Source organism: Streptomyces sp. NPDC094032, from assembly GCF_040303965.1.
Taxonomy (GTDB): Bacteria; Actinomycetota; Actinomycetes; order Streptomycetales; family Streptomycetaceae; genus Streptomyces.
This window is the reverse complement of record NZ_JBEOUE010000014.1, coordinates 152,683-167,027: the sequence shown is the minus strand read 5'-3', so window position 1 is coordinate 167,027 and position 14,345 is coordinate 152,683. Positions and strand designations below refer to the sequence as shown.

The 14,345-nt window shown below is 70.5% G+C and carries 13 protein-coding genes and 1 tRNA gene; 5 read left to right on the top strand and 9 right to left on the bottom strand.

The window, feature by feature from the left end; genetic code table 11:
* Nucleotides 1-111 precede the first annotated feature (111 nt).
* A complete protein-coding gene (locus tag ABTZ54_RS21205) occupies nucleotides 112-984 on the top strand; it encodes a hypothetical protein (RefSeq protein WP_351665421.1) in 873 nt (290 codons plus the stop codon).
* Between the two features lie 61 nt (nucleotides 985-1,045).
* Here the strand turns inward: ABTZ54_RS21205 and ABTZ54_RS21200 are convergent, their stop codons facing one another.
* On the bottom strand, nucleotides 1,046-1,375 hold the full coding sequence (locus tag ABTZ54_RS21200) for a hypothetical protein (protein ID WP_351665419.1): 330 nt from the start codon (nucleotides 1,373-1,375) through the stop codon (nucleotides 1,046-1,048).
* A gap of 103 nt (nucleotides 1,376-1,478) precedes the next feature.
* Between ABTZ54_RS21200 and ABTZ54_RS21195 the strand changes: the two genes are divergently transcribed.
* The gene (locus ABTZ54_RS21195) at nucleotides 1,479-1,709 is read left to right on the top strand and encodes a DUF4287 domain-containing protein (protein WP_351665417.1); all 231 of its coding nucleotides are present in this window, start codon (nucleotides 1,479-1,481) and stop codon (nucleotides 1,707-1,709) included.
* A gap of 18 nt (nucleotides 1,710-1,727) precedes the next feature.
* Here the strand turns inward: ABTZ54_RS21195 and ABTZ54_RS21190 are convergent, their stop codons facing one another.
* A complete protein-coding gene (locus ABTZ54_RS21190) occupies nucleotides 1,728-2,603 on the bottom strand; it encodes an alpha/beta fold hydrolase (protein ID WP_351665415.1) in 876 nt (291 codons plus the stop codon).
* 115 nt (nucleotides 2,604-2,718) lie between these two features.
* Between ABTZ54_RS21190 and ABTZ54_RS21185 the strand changes: the two genes are divergently transcribed.
* Nucleotides 2,719-3,279, top strand: coding sequence for a TetR/AcrR family transcriptional regulator (locus ABTZ54_RS21185; RefSeq protein WP_351665413.1), 561 nt, complete (start codon nucleotides 2,719-2,721; stop codon nucleotides 3,277-3,279).
* Between the two features lie 72 nt (nucleotides 3,280-3,351).
* Here the strand turns inward: ABTZ54_RS21185 and ABTZ54_RS21180 are convergent, their stop codons facing one another.
* Together ABTZ54_RS21180 and ABTZ54_RS21175 are read right to left on the bottom strand one after the other, a co-directional pair.
* Nucleotides 3,352-4,254 carry a Bax inhibitor-1/YccA family protein gene (locus ABTZ54_RS21180; protein ID WP_351665411.1) on the bottom strand — a complete coding sequence of 301 codons (903 nt, stop codon included), beginning with the start codon at nucleotides 4,252-4,254 and terminating at the stop codon, nucleotides 3,352-3,354.
* A 109-nt stretch (nucleotides 4,255-4,363) separates the two neighbouring features.
* A tRNA-Leu gene (locus ABTZ54_RS21175) sits at nucleotides 4,364-4,445 on the bottom strand.
* Nucleotides 4,446-4,813: 368 nt separating this feature from the next.
* On the opposite strand from ABTZ54_RS21175, the gene ABTZ54_RS21170 reads away from it, so the two are divergent.
* Nucleotides 4,814-5,584 (top strand): ABC transporter ATP-binding protein, encoded by a 771-nt coding sequence (locus tag ABTZ54_RS21170; RefSeq protein ID WP_351665409.1) that lies wholly within the window; start codon nucleotides 4,814-4,816, stop codon nucleotides 5,582-5,584.
* A gap of 86 nt (nucleotides 5,585-5,670) precedes the next feature.
* Nucleotides 5,671-8,199, top strand: coding sequence for an ABC transporter permease (locus tag ABTZ54_RS21165; RefSeq protein ID WP_351665407.1), 2,529 nt, complete (start codon nucleotides 5,671-5,673; stop codon nucleotides 8,197-8,199).
* A 63-nt stretch (nucleotides 8,200-8,262) separates the two neighbouring features.
* Here the strand turns inward: ABTZ54_RS21165 and ABTZ54_RS21160 are convergent, their stop codons facing one another.
* From ABTZ54_RS21160 to ABTZ54_RS21140, 5 genes are all read right to left on the bottom strand, one after another.
* On the bottom strand, nucleotides 8,263-9,477 hold the full coding sequence (locus ABTZ54_RS21160; RefSeq protein WP_351665405.1) for a phospholipase D-like domain-containing protein: 1,215 nt from the start codon (nucleotides 9,475-9,477) through the stop codon (nucleotides 8,263-8,265).
* A gap of 111 nt (nucleotides 9,478-9,588) precedes the next feature.
* A complete protein-coding gene (locus ABTZ54_RS21155) occupies nucleotides 9,589-10,932 on the bottom strand; it encodes a class I SAM-dependent methyltransferase (RefSeq protein ID WP_351665403.1) in 1,344 nt (447 codons plus the stop codon).
* Between the two features lie 183 nt (nucleotides 10,933-11,115).
* Nucleotides 11,116-12,501, bottom strand: coding sequence for an NAD(P)/FAD-dependent oxidoreductase (locus ABTZ54_RS21150; RefSeq protein WP_351665401.1), 1,386 nt, complete (start codon nucleotides 12,499-12,501; stop codon nucleotides 11,116-11,118).
* A 380-nt stretch (nucleotides 12,502-12,881) separates the two neighbouring features.
* Nucleotides 12,882-13,802 (bottom strand): Ppx/GppA phosphatase family protein, encoded by a 921-nt coding sequence (locus ABTZ54_RS21145; protein WP_351665399.1) that lies wholly within the window; start codon nucleotides 13,800-13,802, stop codon nucleotides 12,882-12,884.
* Nucleotides 13,799-14,338, bottom strand: a complete 540-nt coding sequence (locus ABTZ54_RS21140; protein ID WP_351665397.1) for a DUF501 domain-containing protein — start codon at nucleotides 14,336-14,338, stop codon at nucleotides 13,799-13,801. Before ABTZ54_RS21140 ends, ABTZ54_RS21145 begins: the two co-directional genes overlap by 4 nt.
* Nucleotides 14,339-14,345 lie beyond the last annotated feature (7 nt).

Below are 14,345 nucleotides of genomic sequence, written 5' to 3'. Positions count from 1 at the left end.
CTGGTAGAAATACCTGTCCAATTCGTGACGTAATGCACTGACAGGGAGCACCACCCCGGTCCAAGCTGATGTAGGAAGTCGGGGGATCGACTCGGAATCGGGAGTACGTCAGTGAGCGCACTGTCTCTTGCCCTGCTGGTGACCACGGCGGCTGCCACCGTCGTGGGCGTCGCCGCTCTGCACTCCGCCCACGCTCTCCGTAAGCAGGTCACCGCGCTGCGTGGCGAACTCGCCGCCGCCCACGGCCTGTCCGTCCCGCACGCCCGCCCGACGCCGGTCGCCGAGATACGGGCCGCGGTCGTCGAGGCGCTGGCCGAGGAGCGCGAGCGCGAGCTGGCCGAGGCGCGTGCCTTCTGGGCCGCGCAGGAGGCGCGGGACGCCGCCGACGCCCCGTCGCTGCTCGGTGGCGCGGGCGCCCCGACGGATGACGGCGGTCCCTACTTCGTGCCCCGCCAGGCCGACTTCGTGGGCCTGGAGGCGATGGCCCTGGAGGCGATGGAGGCGGAGGCCGCCGCGCTCGACGGCCCCGACCCGCTGGACGCCTTCGACACCTTCGACGAGTTCCCTGAGCTGACCGGGGCCTCCGAGTACCCGGAGGACTCCCCCGAGCTGGCCGCGGCCCGCCGCCGGCACCCCTCGCACCCCGACTTCGTGCCGGTCCAGACCCCCGTGGTCACCGACCACGAGCGCACGGTGGCCCGCCTGGAGGAGCTCGCGGACACCCGCACGGCGCTGACCGACGTCCGCCCCGGCCCGCTGGGCACCCTTGACGTGTACGTCTTCGCCGACGGCACCACGCTCTGCATGACCCCCGGCCACCGGGAGACCGCGGAGCGCCTCGCCGAGGCCCTGCGCTCGGGCCACACCCCGGTCCTGCTCGGCGGCTCGGGCGTCTCCGGCGCCTACGCGCTGACCTTCTCCTGCGGCGACGCGGCGGAGGACAACGTGTACATCCTGGCGGACCGCGTGATCGCGAGCCTCTGACCGACGCCTCCGTTCCCCAGGGGCGTCCATCCGACCGGCGCCCTCCGTTCTTCAGGGGCGTCTAGAGGCCCGAGCGCGCCTCCGCCTCACGTACCAGCCTCACGGCCTCGTCCAGGTCCCCCTCGGGGGTGCCGGCCGGGGCCGTCCGCAGTGCTTCGGCCAGATCCTCGGCGGCGACCGCCAGTTGGTCGGCGACCACGAAGACCCCGGCGTCCGGCAGCTCCAGCGGCTCGCGGTCCGGGAACTCGACACGCTGCGCCCGGGTCGCCAACTCCCTGGCCAGCGCCAGGCCTTCGGCGGCGGCACCGCGCTGGAGGCGGCTCTGCGGGGCGGCCCGCAGCCGGTCGGCGAACCGCTCTGCGGCGACGGTCAGTCCACTCGTATCACGCACGGTACGAGCCTATGCGCCGCCCGGGCACCATTGCCAACGGGCGAACGCTCGGGCACGGTGACGTGAAGGAGCAGCACACGGCACAACGCGTCCGGAGGCGCCGATGTCCCACACCTTCTCCGAAGAGACCCACCGCAACCTCCTCGCCCGCATCCCGCAGCGCACCGGCCGCGAGATCTCCGAGTGGCTGAAGACCGTGGAGGACGGGCCCTCGCTCCTCCGCTTCGAGGACAAGGTCACGTGGCTGCGCGGGGCGCACGGCCTCGCGTACGGCCACGCCAAGGCGATCATCCGCGAGTACGACCTGCGCCGGGCGGCCCGCCGGATGCTCTGACGGCGGACCGCGCGCGGCTCACTCCTTCACCCACCGGCCGAGGAAGTCGCGGACCAGCTCCGCGATCTCCTCGCCGTGCGTCTCCAGGGCGAAGTGCCCGGCGTCCAGGAGGTGGATCTCCGCGTCCGGCAGGTCGCGGGCGAAGGCCTCGGCACCGGCCGGGCCGAAGATCTCGTCGCCGCGTCCCCAGGCGGCGAGCAGCGGGGGCCGGTGGGTGCGGAAGTACTCCTGGAAGGCCGGGTAGCCGTCCAGGTTGAACTGGTAGTCCCAGAAGAGCTGGAGCTGGATCTCCTTGTTGCCGGGCCGGTCGAGGCCGGCCTGGTCGAGGGTCCAGGTCTCGGGCCCGACGCGGTCGAGCCGGTCGGCCGGGACGCCGTGGGTGTACTGCCAGCGGGTGGCCTCGGCGGTCAGCAGCTCGCGTACGGCGGGCTCGTGCGTCGCGCGGTCCCCGGCGTGCGCGAAGAGGACGTCCCAGAAGGGCGTGAAGCCCTCCAGGTAGGCGTTGCCGCTCTGGGTGACGATCGCGGTGATCCGCTCGGGGTGGCGGGAGGCGATGCGCAGGCCGATGGGGGCGCCGTAGTCCTGGATGTAGAGGGCGAAGCGGTCGACGCCGAGCCGGTCGAGCAGCTTCAGGGTGATCTCGGTGAGCCGCTCGAAGCCGTACGCGAAGTCGGTCACGGCGGGGGCGGCGGAGGCGCCGAAGCCGATGTGGTCGGGGGCGATCAGGTGGTACGAGTCGGCGAGCTCGGCCATCAGTCCGCGGTACATGTGCGAGCTGGCCGGGAAGCCGTGCAGCAGCACGAGGGTGGGGCGGGCCGGGTCGCCGGCCTCGCGGTAGAAGACCTCCAGGCCGTCGATGTTCTCGGTGCGGCCGCGCAGCGCGAATACGGACATGGGGTGCCCCTTCCTCCAGAGGAGAACGATCGTTCTCCCTCTGCCCTGTAGAGTAGGAGAACGATGGTTCTCGGCGCAAGCGCAGACGCTCGCGCATGACGGAGGAGTGATCGGGATGGACCCGGAGACCGCCGAGCTGAAGCTCCTGGAGACGGCCGAGACGCTGTTCGACGAGCGGGGGGTGCAGGCCGTCGGCATGGACGCCATCCGCGGCGCGTCGGGCGTCTCGCTCAAGCGCCTCTACCAGCTCTTCCCGTCCAAGGACCATCTGGTCTGGGCGGTCCTCAAGCGCCGCGACGGCGCCGTCCGCGAGGCCATCGCCGCCCATGGCGCCACCCACGCCACCACCCCGTACGGGCGCAGCCTCGCGGTCTTCGACTACCTCGGCGACTGGTTCGCCGACCCCGGCTTCCGGGGCTGCGCCTTCATCAACACCTTCGGCGAGATGGGCGGCATCTCCCCCGACATCGCCGACATCGCCCGCGGCCACAAGCAGGCCCTGCGGGACTACTTCGCGGAGCAGACCACCGCCATGAACGCCCCGCCCGCCCTCGCCGACCAGCTGGCCCTGCTGGCCAACGGCGCCATGGCCGTGGCGGGCATCACGGGCACGTCGGAGCCCGCGGCGCAGGCGAAGGACGCGGCGAGGATCCTCCTGGACGCGGCGGTCTCCTGACGGCCCCGGAACGCGGAAGGGCCCGCCCGGCAGAAGCCGGACGGGCCCTTCGCTCACTCAAGATCCGACGGATCAGTCATCACCCTGGAGGATCGACAGCAGTCGCAGCGCCTCCAGGTAGATCCACACCAGGGTCATGGTGAGGCCGAAGGCCGCCAGCCAGGACTCCTCGCGCGGAGCGCCGTAGGTGATGCCGTCCTCGACCTGCTTGAAGTCCAGGGCGAGGAAGCAGGCACCGAGGACGATGCCGATGACACCGAACAGGATGCCGAGGCCACCGCTGCGGAAGCCGAGGCCGTCACCGCCGGCGAAGACGGCGAACAGCAGGTTGACCACCATGAGCAGCATGAAGCCCATCGCGGCGGCCATCACGAAGCCGTAGAAGCGGCGGGTGACCCGGATCCAGCGCATCTTGTACGCGATCAGCACACCGGCGAAGACCGCCATGGTGCCGAGCACGGCCTGGATGACGACACCGTCCGCGATGTACGTGGAGACCGCGGCGGAGAGCACACCGAGGAACACGCCCTCGAAGGCCGCGTAGCCCAGGATCAGCGCGGGCACGGGCTTGCGCTTGAACGACTGGACCAGCGACAGGACCAGCGCCACCAGGGCGGCGCCGATGGCGATGCCGTAGGACTTGCCCAGGTTCGCCGGGTCGACCGGCAGCAGCAGCCAGGACAGGACGGCGGTGACCACGACCGTACCGAGCGTGATGGCCGTGCGGCTCACCACGTCGTCGATCGTCATCACATTGCCGCGCACCTGCTGCGGCGCACCGAGGGCGGTGTCCTGCGGCGCGTACGGGTTGGTCGCGTACGGGTTGGTCGCACCCTCGACGTACGGATTGCCGGTGGCGTACGGGTTGGTTCCGACGGCGGGGCCCCCGGCCTGCGGCTGCTGCGCGTTGAAGCCGGCGTAGCCGTTGTCGCGGCTGAACCCCCGTCGCGAGAAGACCGGGTTGCTGCTCCTCATCTCACTCCTCCATGGCCGCACTGCGCGGCGTCCCCTCAAGAGTAATAGGCAAGCAAAAGAAACTCCCTAGTGCTCGGGGAGGATCTTTGGGCGGGGAGGGGAGGAGCTGTGCCCGGAACCGGATTCGAACCGGTACGGCCCGAAGGCCAGCGAGGTTTAAGCTCGCCGTGTCTGCATTCCACCATCCGGGCGGGTCGCGAAGCTCCGCGTTGGCACATGAGCCTATCGGGGCGGGTCGCTCGTTCAGCGGAACGGTCTTCCGATGTTGTCTTATTTTATTGACACCTGAGGGTGTGTCAGTGCAGGTGGGGGGCCTTACCCGAAGGGTGGTGGGGGTCGCGGCAGCAAAGAGTGGGGCGTCGGATTGACGGAAACTCGCCGACAGGTCGCCGGTAGTCCGTCAAGATCAGGGTCGCCGTCATACCTCAGGAGGAGAGCCGGGGCCCTCGGTCCGACTCCAGGCTGCCCCAGGAACGGGCACGTGGACGGACGCCCGGCGCCATAACGCTCGACACGATGGAGTGGTTCCCGAACAGTCGCAGTGACAGGAGTCGCCGTCGTGACCACCACCCCCACCGTGCCCCGCTCGACCGCGGTGGCCGCCCGCGCCACCGACCTCTCCAAGGTCTACGGACACGGCGAGACCCAGGTGGTCGCCCTCGACCGCGTCACCGTGGACTTCCGTCAGGGCGAGTTCACCGCGATCATGGGCCCCTCCGGCTCGGGCAAGTCGACCCTGATGCACTGCGTCGCCGGGCTCGACTCCTTCAGCTCCGGCTCCGTGCGAATCGGCGAGACCGAGCTCGGCTCCCTCAAGGACAAGCAGCTCACCCAGCTCCGCCGGGACAAGATCGGCTTCATCTTCCAGGCGTTCAACCTGCTGCCGACGCTGACCGCCCTGGAGAACATCACGCTGCCGATGGACATCGCGGGCCGCAAGCCCGACAAGCAGTGGGTGCAGACGGTCATCGACATGATCGGTCTGTCCGGCCGGCTCAGCCACCGCCCGGCGCAGCTCTCCGGCGGTCAGCAGCAGCGCGTGGCCGTGGCCCGCGCGCTGGCCTCCAAGCCCGAGATCATCTTCGGTGACGAGCCCACCGGAAACCTGGACTCGCGCTCCGGCGCCGAGGTGCTGGGCTTCCTGCGCAACTCCGTGCGCGAGCTCGGCCAGACCGTGGTGATGGTCACCCACGACCCGGTCGCCGCCTCCTACGCGGACCGCGTGATCTTCCTCGCCGACGGCCGGATCGTCGACGAGATGCTCCACCCCACGGCGGACGGCGTGCTCGACCGCATGAAGGCCTTCGACGCCAAGGGCCGCACGAGCTGACGCGGCCCCGCCGCACCAGCCGCACGAGCTGACGCGGCCCCGCCGCACCCCGCCCTCCGCCCCTGCTTCCGTTCAGGACCCCACCCATGTTCCGTACCGCCCTGCGCAATGTGCTCGCGCACAAGGCCAGGCTGCTGATGACCGTCCTCGCCGTCATGCTCGGCGTGGCCTTCGTCTCCGGCACCCTCGTCTTCACCGACACCCTCTCCAGCGCCTTCCGCGGCCAGTCCGCCAAGAGCTACGACGACGTCGCCGTCGCCGTCACGGCCGCCCCCAACCAGCAGGACCCGAACAGCACGCCGGGTCTCTCCGAGCAGACCCGGCAGAAGATCGCCGGGCTCGACGGTGTCGCCGGGGCGACCGGTCGGGTCAGCGGCTTCGCCGGTGTGCCGGACAAGGACGGCAAACTGATCGGCGTCGGCTGGTCCAACAAGGGCACCAACTTCGCCCCCGGCCAGAACGGCAAGGACCCGGCGTACGCCTTCACCAGCGGCGAGGGCCCGCTCAAGGACGACCAGATCGCGCTCGACAAGGAGAGCGCCGACAAGGGCGGCTACAAGGTCGGCGACCAGGTCCGGGTGGCCACCAACGGCCCGGTCGAGACGTACACCCTCTCCGGTGTGTTCACGACCGAGGACGGCGCCGTGAACGCGGGCGGCAGCCTCGTCGTCTTCGACACCGCCACCGCGCAGAAGCTGTACCTGAAGCCCGGCCACTTCCTGGAGATCAGCGTCGCCGGCAAGCCCGGCGCGGACTCCGCGAAGATCCTCTCCGAGGTGCAGAAGGTCGTCGGCGACACCGCCGAGGCCCAGACCGGCCAGGCCCTCGCCGACAAGCAGGCCAAGGACATCGAGACCGGCCTCTCCGCGCTCAACCAGATGCTGCTCGCCTTCGCCGGCATCGCGCTCTTCGTCGGCGTCTTCCTGATCTCCAACACCTTCACGATGCTGGTCGCCCAGCGCACGAAGGAACTCGCGCTGATGCGCGCCGTCGGCGCCTCGCGCAAGCAGATCACCCGCTCCGTGCTCGCGGAGGCCGGTGTGGTCGGCCTGGTCGCCTCCGTGGTCGGCTTCGGCCTCGGCATCGGGCTCGCCGCCGCCCTGCGCTCCGCGATGACCGCCTTCGGTCTGAAGGTCCCCGCCGGTGACCTCGTGATCGGCTCGACCCCGCTGATCTCGGCGCTCGCCGTCGGCATCCTGATCACCATGCTGGCCGCCTGGCTGCCCGGCCGCCGCGCCGCGAAGATCCCGCCGGTCGCCGCCATGAGCAGCGTCCACGCGGTGGCCACCACCAAGTCCCTGGTCGTGCGCAACACCATCGGCGCGATCGTCACCGCCCTGGGCGCGGTCGCCATCATCGGCGGCGCCGGCTCGGGCGGCGACAACGGCCGGATGCTGATCGCGGGCGGCGCGTTCCTCACCCTCATCGGCGTGATCGTCCTGATCCCGCTGCTGTCCCGCCCGGTGATCGCGCTGGCCCGTCCGCTCCTGAAGCCCTTCGGCGTGGCCGGTTCGCTGGCCGGCCAGAACGCGGTCCGCAACCCGCGCCGCACCGGCGCCACGGCCTCCGCGCTCGCCATCGGTCTCACCCTGGTCACCGGTCTCTCGGTGCTCGGCGCCACGGTCGGCTCGGCCGTGGACCGGATGACGACCGACCAGGTCAAGGCCGACTACATGATCTCCATGGCGAGCGGCGACGGTCTCAACCAGGCCGCGCTGGACGCCGTGCGCACCACCCCGGGCCTGGCGGCCGTCTCGCCTCAGCAGGCCGGATACGTCCAGGTGAAGGGCGACTTCAAGTCCGTCTCCGGTGTCGCCCCGGGCGACATCGAGAAGCTCCTCAACCTGAAGGTCGTCGACGGCTCGCTGGGCTCGCTCGCCCAGGGCAAGGTCGCCGTCGAGGACAAGGCCGCCGAGAAGAAGGGCTGGAAGGTCGGCACGACCCTGCCGGTCGAGTTCTCGGACAAGAAGAAGGGCTCGCTGACGGTCGGCGCGGTCTACGAGGGCAGCGAGTTCGTCTCGCAGATGGTCCTGGACGCGAAGATCCTCAACGCGCACGACCCCAAGCCGTACATCCCGCAGATCCTCGTGAAGATGGACGGCGGCGCCTCCGCCTCGGCCGAGAAGTCCCTGATGAAGGCGCTGGGCGACAACCCGGCCATGACCGTCATGGACCAGAAGGACATCAAGGACTCCTTCGGCGGCGTCATCAACATGATGCTGAACATCATGTACGGCCTGCTCGCGATGGCCCTGATCATCGCGGTGCTCGGCGTCGTCAACACCCTGGCCATGTCGGTCTTCGAGCGCCAGCAGGAGATCGGCATGCTGCGGGCGATCGGTCTCGACCGGCGCCGGGTGAAGCGGATGGTGCGCCTGGAGGCCGTGGTCATCTCGCTGTTCGGCGCGGTGGTCGGCATCGGCCTCGGCTCGTTCCTCGGCTGGGCGATCGGCGAGACGCTGAAGAGCAGCCTGCCGGACTACGCGCTGGTGCTGCCGTGGGGCCGGATCGGGATCTTCCTACTGCTCGCCGGACTGGTCGGCGTGCTGGCCTCCCTGTGGCCGGCCCGCAGCGCGGCGAAGCTGAACATGCTCTCCGCGATCAAGGCGGAGTAGCCGTCCCGTAGTGCGCGAAGGGCCGGACCCCCAGGGGGTCCGGCCCTTCGGCGTACGGACGGGTCAGCTGCCCGCGCAGTACGTCATCAGGTACTGGTGGTTGGCCTTGAACTGGTCGTAGAGCGCCGGGTTGTCGATCTTCAGCAGCGTCTCGTCGTTGGCCCGCAGCGCCGGGTACGTGTAGTTGTGGCTGCCGGTCCACACCAGCTTCCGGCCGGCCACGCCGTCGTACGTACCTTCGACCAGCAGGTACTTGGAGTGCAGCCCCGCCTTGGCGACGCCGGTGCCCCGGTCCTCGTAGCACTGGACGCGCTGGGTGAGCTTGCCCGAGACGATCGACTCGACCGTGGCGCCCATCGAGCCGGGGGCGCCGTCGTGGGCCAGGATCACCGAGCAGCCCGCGTTCTTGAGGGCGACCAGCTTGGTGGCGACCTCCTTGCGGGTGAAGAGGTTGGCCGCCATCCGGATCTGGGTGCCGCCGGTGCAGCCGACGTTGTCCAGGATCAGCTTGACGGTGTCGGTCGAGGCGTCGTTGTCGTACGTGGTCCCGGCGGCCTCCTTGCGCGGGAAGAAGTACGCCTTGTACGCGCCGCTCGCCGGGGTCTTGTAGTAGTGGCTGAGCCCGGTCGCGGAGGTGCCGTAGGCGAGCAGGTCCGCGAAGTAGTCCTGGTAGATGCCGTAGAGGCCGGTGTCGACGATGGTGACGGCGTTGTTGAAGAGGTCGGTGCGCTGGACGCCGGTCATGTTGGCGGAGGTCTGCACGACGACGTCGTTCGCGCCGCCGGTGTTCGAGAACAGCCAGAACTTGTTGTGGTTGATGGCGCCGTCGGGGTCGCCGGGCAGCTGCCGGGTGCCGATGCAGCCGCGTCCCGCCGGGCAGGCGAAGACCCAGGAGCCCTGGGCGCGGTCGGTGCCGAGGCGGGTGACGAGCCGGGGGTACTCGCCGCCGGTCATGGTGGCGGAGGTGTTGTCGACGACGACCCGGACGTTCACCCCGCGGTCCTTGGCGGCGCCGAGGGCGTCGGTGACGGTGTCGTCGGTGAAGGTGTAGAGCCCGGCGGTGATGGTGGCGCCCGCCGGGGTGCCGCCGATCAGGCCGATGATGTGGTCACGGACCCGGTCCTGGGCGGCGGCGTCGCCGGACGGGTCGTTGAAGGTGGCGGTGGTGGTGACCGCGGCGGTGTCGGCGGCGGTGTCGGCGCCGGCCGGGGCCGGGGCGGCCGCGAGCAGACCCGCTGCGACGGCCAGGGCGAGTGCCAGACGGGTGGGACGGCGCAAGGTTCCCCCAAGAGCACAGGACGACAGATACATGACAATCCGGACAGGAAAGGGACGGGGTGCCGGTCCGTACCGGCACCCCGCCTTCCGGATCCCGAAGGTCCGAACGTATCAGCGCCCTTCGGCCTCCGGGGCCCCCTCGGAGCCACCCGGCCCGCTCCCCGGCTCGTTCCACACCCTCGGCCGCAGCGCCACGCCCGAGACGCCCGAGCCCGGCGTGCGCACCGCGAGGAACTGGTTCACCCCGATGCGGTTGCGCTCGAAGGAGACCGCGCAGGCCGCCATGTACAGACGCCAGATCCGCGCCCGCCCCGGCGAGGTCAGCCGCACCGCCCGGTCCCAGTCCGCCTCCAGGTTCGCCACCCAGCGGCGCAGCGTCAGCGCGTAGTGCTCGCGGATGGCCTCCACGTCCCGCACCTCGAAGCCCGCGTCCTCAAGGGTCGTCAGGGTGCGCCCCATCGGCGCCAGTTCGCCGTCCGGGAAGACGTACGCGTCGATGAACTCGTCCACCTCGTAGGCCGACTCGTCCGGCTCCGGGCGGCGCGAGATCTGGTGGTTCAGCAGCCGCCCGCCGGGCTTCAGGAGCGCGTACAGCGCGTCCGCGTACTCCCGGTACTTCACCGTGCCCACGTGCTCGGCCATGCCGATCGACGAGATCGCGTCGAACGGGCCGTCCGCCACGTCCCGGTAGTCCTGCACCCGGATCTCGATCCGGTCGGTCAGGCCCTCCTCCGCGATCCGCTTGCGCGCGAACGCGGCCTGCTCGCGGGAGAGGGTCACGCCGACGACCCGGGCGCCGTACTCGCGGGCCGCGTGGATCGCCATCGAGCCCCAGCCGCAGCCGACGTCGAGCAGCCGGTCGCCCTCCTTCAGGCCCAGCTTGCGCGCGATCAGGTCCAGCTTGTCCCGCTGGGCGTCCTCAAGGGAGCCCTGCTCGGTCCAGTACGCGCACGAGTAGACCATCGACGGGCCCAGCACTATCCCGTAGAACTCGTTGCCCACGTCGTAGTGGTGACTGATCGCCTGCTTGTCCCGGCGGCGGGTGTGCCGCACGCCGCTGCGGCCGCGCATCTCCTCCACGGGCGGCTTCGGCGGCGGGAAGGGGCCGGCCAGCTTCAGCAGGGTCGCGGCGGCGGCCCGCACCTTCGGGTCGCGCGCGGTCTCCAGGAGCCCGCGCGACTCCTCGCCCCGCTCCCACAGGAATCCGGCGAGCCGGTCGAGGACCGTGTAGAGGTCCCCCTCGACGTCGATCTCCCCCGCCACCCATGCCCGGGCGAGCCCGAGCTCCCCCGGCTTCCACAGCAGCCGGCGCAGGGCACGGCGGTCGCGGATGATCAGTACGGGGCCGTCCGCGGGACCGGACTGGCTGCCGTCCCAGGCCTGGATCCGTACGGGGAGCGGGGCTCCCAGCACGTCCTCGGCGAGGGCGGTCAGCCGCGACGCGGCGTCGGCCATGATGAAACACCTCCGTGATCTCGTGCCCCAGAAATGCTTGTCACCAAGGGAACACCGTCGGTGGCCGTTCCACTCCCGTTCGAAGGCAACGCGTCCGGAAAAACACGCGAAAGGGCCGTCCGCACCACGGATGGCGGACGGCCCTTTTCGGGTCTTGCTGGGTCTTGCTGAGTCCTGCCGGAGTTACGAGGCCTTGGCCTTCTCCTGCACCGGGGCGGCCGGCGCCGGGGCGGGCTTGGCCGCCTCGTAGAACTCCTCGCGCGGGGTCTCCATGGCACCCAGGGAGACGACCTCGCGCTTCAGGAACATCGCGAGGGTCCAGTCGGCGAAGACGCGGATCTTGCGGTTCCAGGTCGGCATCGCCATGCCGTGGTAGCCACGGTGCATGTACCAGGCGAGACGGCCCTTGACCTTGATCTTCATCTTGCCCATGACGATCATGGCGACGCCCTTGTGCAGGCCGAGACCCGCGACGGCGCCCTTGTTGGCATGCGCGTACTCCTTCTGCGGGAAGCCACGCATCCCCGACACCACGTTGTCGCCGAGGACCTTGGCCTGACGCAGCGCGTGCTGGGCGTTCGGCGGGCACCAGGCGCGCTCGGCCGGGACGCCGGCCTTCATCGCGGCCAGGTCCGGGACCTGGGCGTTGTCGCCCGCGGCCCACACGTAGTCGAGGCCGTTGACCTGGAGCTTCTCGTTGCAGTCCACGTGGCCGCGGGGGCCGAGCGGCAGACCGAAGCGGGCGAGCGCCGGGTTCGGCTTCACACCGGCGGTCCACACGATCGTGTTGGAGTCGACCTCAAGGCCGTTCTTCAGCACGACGTGGCCGTCGACGCAGGAGTCCATCGAGGTCTGGAGGTAGATCTCGATGCCGCGGCCTTCAAGGTGCTCCTTGCCGTACTGGCCCAGCTTCGGGCCGACCTCGGGAAGGATCTTGTCGGCGGCGTCGACCAGGATGAAGCGCATGTCCTCGCGCTTCACGTTCTGGTAGTACTTCGCCGCGTCGCGGGCCATGTCCTCGACCTCGCCGATGGTCTCCGCGCCGGCGAAGCCGCCGCCCACGAAGACGAAGGTCAGCGCCTTGCGGCGGACCTCCTCGTCGGTCGTCGAGTCGGCCTTGTCGAGCTGCTCGAGGACGTGGTTGCGCAGGCCGATGGCCTCCTCGATGCCCTTCATGCCGATGCCCTGCTCGGCGAGGCCGGGGATCGGGAAGGTACGGGAGACGGCGCCCATCGCGATGACCAGGTAGTCGAACGGCAGCTCGTACGCCTCGCCGACGAGCGGCGAGATCGTGGCGACCTTGCGGTCCTGGTCGATGGTGGTGACCCGGCCGGTGAGCACCTCGGCTCCGCGCACGACGCGTCGCAGCGGGACGACGACGTGGCGCGGCGAGATGCTGCCGGCGGCGGCTTCGGGGAGGAAGGGCTGGTAGGTCATGTACGACCGCGGGTCGACGACCGTGACGGTCGCCTCCGCGTAGCGCATCTTCTTGAGGATGCGCCGAGCTGCGTACAGGCCTACGTACCCGCCGCCTACTACGAGGATCCTGGGACGCTCCGTGGTGCTCATGCATCCGAGTATCCACCCCTGCCTGGGGGGTTGCTCGTGCGCCCCTTCACAAGGTTGTCGGGGTCCTCTGCTACACTCCGCCGCCCACGTGACCCAGGTCATGGTCCTGCAAAGGAACCAGGGGGTGCCCGTGGACGTTGTTCACCCCCTGTGAACTGGCCCGGAGAGCCTTACGCAACGCAGAACCATGGGGTGCGTTCACACGAAGGAAACATCGAGCGAAGTGGCCCCCGGACCTACGAAAGGGCCCTGAGAACCCCCTCGAAGGGACCAAAGGCCCTCCTCGGGCGCCATCAGGGCCCTTTCTCTTGTGAAGAACTTCACGAACTTTTCCGACGGGACGTCCTCCAGGGGGCCCTGTCAGGCCTCATAGGCACCCGCTATGCGACGGATAGCGCGATCCCATCGAGGATGTCGTGCTCGCTGACGACCACCTCGGCGGCGCCGACACGCTCCATGATCTCGGCGAGGACCAGCGCACCCGCGATGATCACGTCGACCCGGCCGGGGTGGATCACCGGGATCGCGGCCCGCTCGTCGTGGGTGGAGGAGAGCAGCCGGGCCACCACCTCGTCGACCTGGCCACGGGAGATCCGGGCGTGGTGGATCTTCGTGGAGTCGTACTCCTGGAGCCCGAGCGCGATGGCGGCGACCGTGGTCACCGAGCCGGCCAGGCCCACCAGCGTCTCGGCCTCGCCGATCGGCACGGCCTCGGCGGCCAGGTCGAGCGCGGCCCGCACGTCGGCGCGGATCGCGGCGATCTCCTCGGCGGCCGGCGGGTCGTGCCGCACATGCCGTTCGGTCAGGCGTACGCAGCCGATGTCGACCGAGCGGGCGGCCTCGACGTGCCGGTTGCCGACGACGAACTCGGTCGAGCCGCCGCCGATGTCCACCACGAGCCGCCGGTCGTCGCCGTGCAGCTCGCCGGTGGCGCCGGTGAAGGAGAACTCGGCCTCCTGGTCGCCGGTGATGACCTCGGGCTCGACGCCCAGGATCCCGACGACCCCGTTCACGAAGTCGGCGCGGTTCTCGGCGTCGCGGGAGGCGGAGGTGGCGACGAAGCGCAGCCGGTCGGCCCCGACCCCGTACTCCTCGATGACGGCCGCGTACGCGCGGCAGGCGGCGAAGGTGCGCTCCAGCGCCTCGGGCGCGAGCCGGCCGGTCCGGTCGACGCCCTGGCCGAGCCGGACGATCGTCATCCGGCGGTCGAGCTCGATCAGCTCGCCCGTCTCCGGGTGCACGTCGGCGACGAGGAGGCGGATGGAGTTGGTGCCGCAGTCGATTCCGGCGACCCGGGTCACTCGGCGGACCCCTTCTCGTCACCGCACGGCGACACGCACGGCCCCTTCGCCCACCACTCGGGCAGCATCGCGAGGGCCTCGTCGCCGAACGGGTTCACGCCCGGGCCGGCGGCCAGCGAGTGCCCGACGAGGACGTGCAGGCACTTGACCCGGTCCGGCATGCCGCCGGCGCTCGGGAAGCCCTCCAGGACCTCGATGGCGTCGCGGCGCGCAATGTAGTCCTCGTGCGCGGCCCGGTAGGCGGCGGCGAGCTCCGGGTCGGTGGCGAGCCGGGCCTGCATCTCCTTCATGACCCCGTTGGCCTCCAGGGTGCCGATGGCCGAGGCCGCCCGGGGGCAGGTCAGGTAGTACGTGGTCGGGAACGGCGTGCCGTCGGGGAGCCGGGGCGCGGTCTCGACGACGTCCGGGTTGCCGCACGGGCAGCGGTGCGCGATGGCACGCAGGCCACGGGGCGGGCGGCCGAGCTGTGCCTCGAACGCCGCGATGTCCGCGTCGGTCGGCTCGGTGCGTTCGGTCTGCGGAGGAGGCGTTTCCATGGTGGAT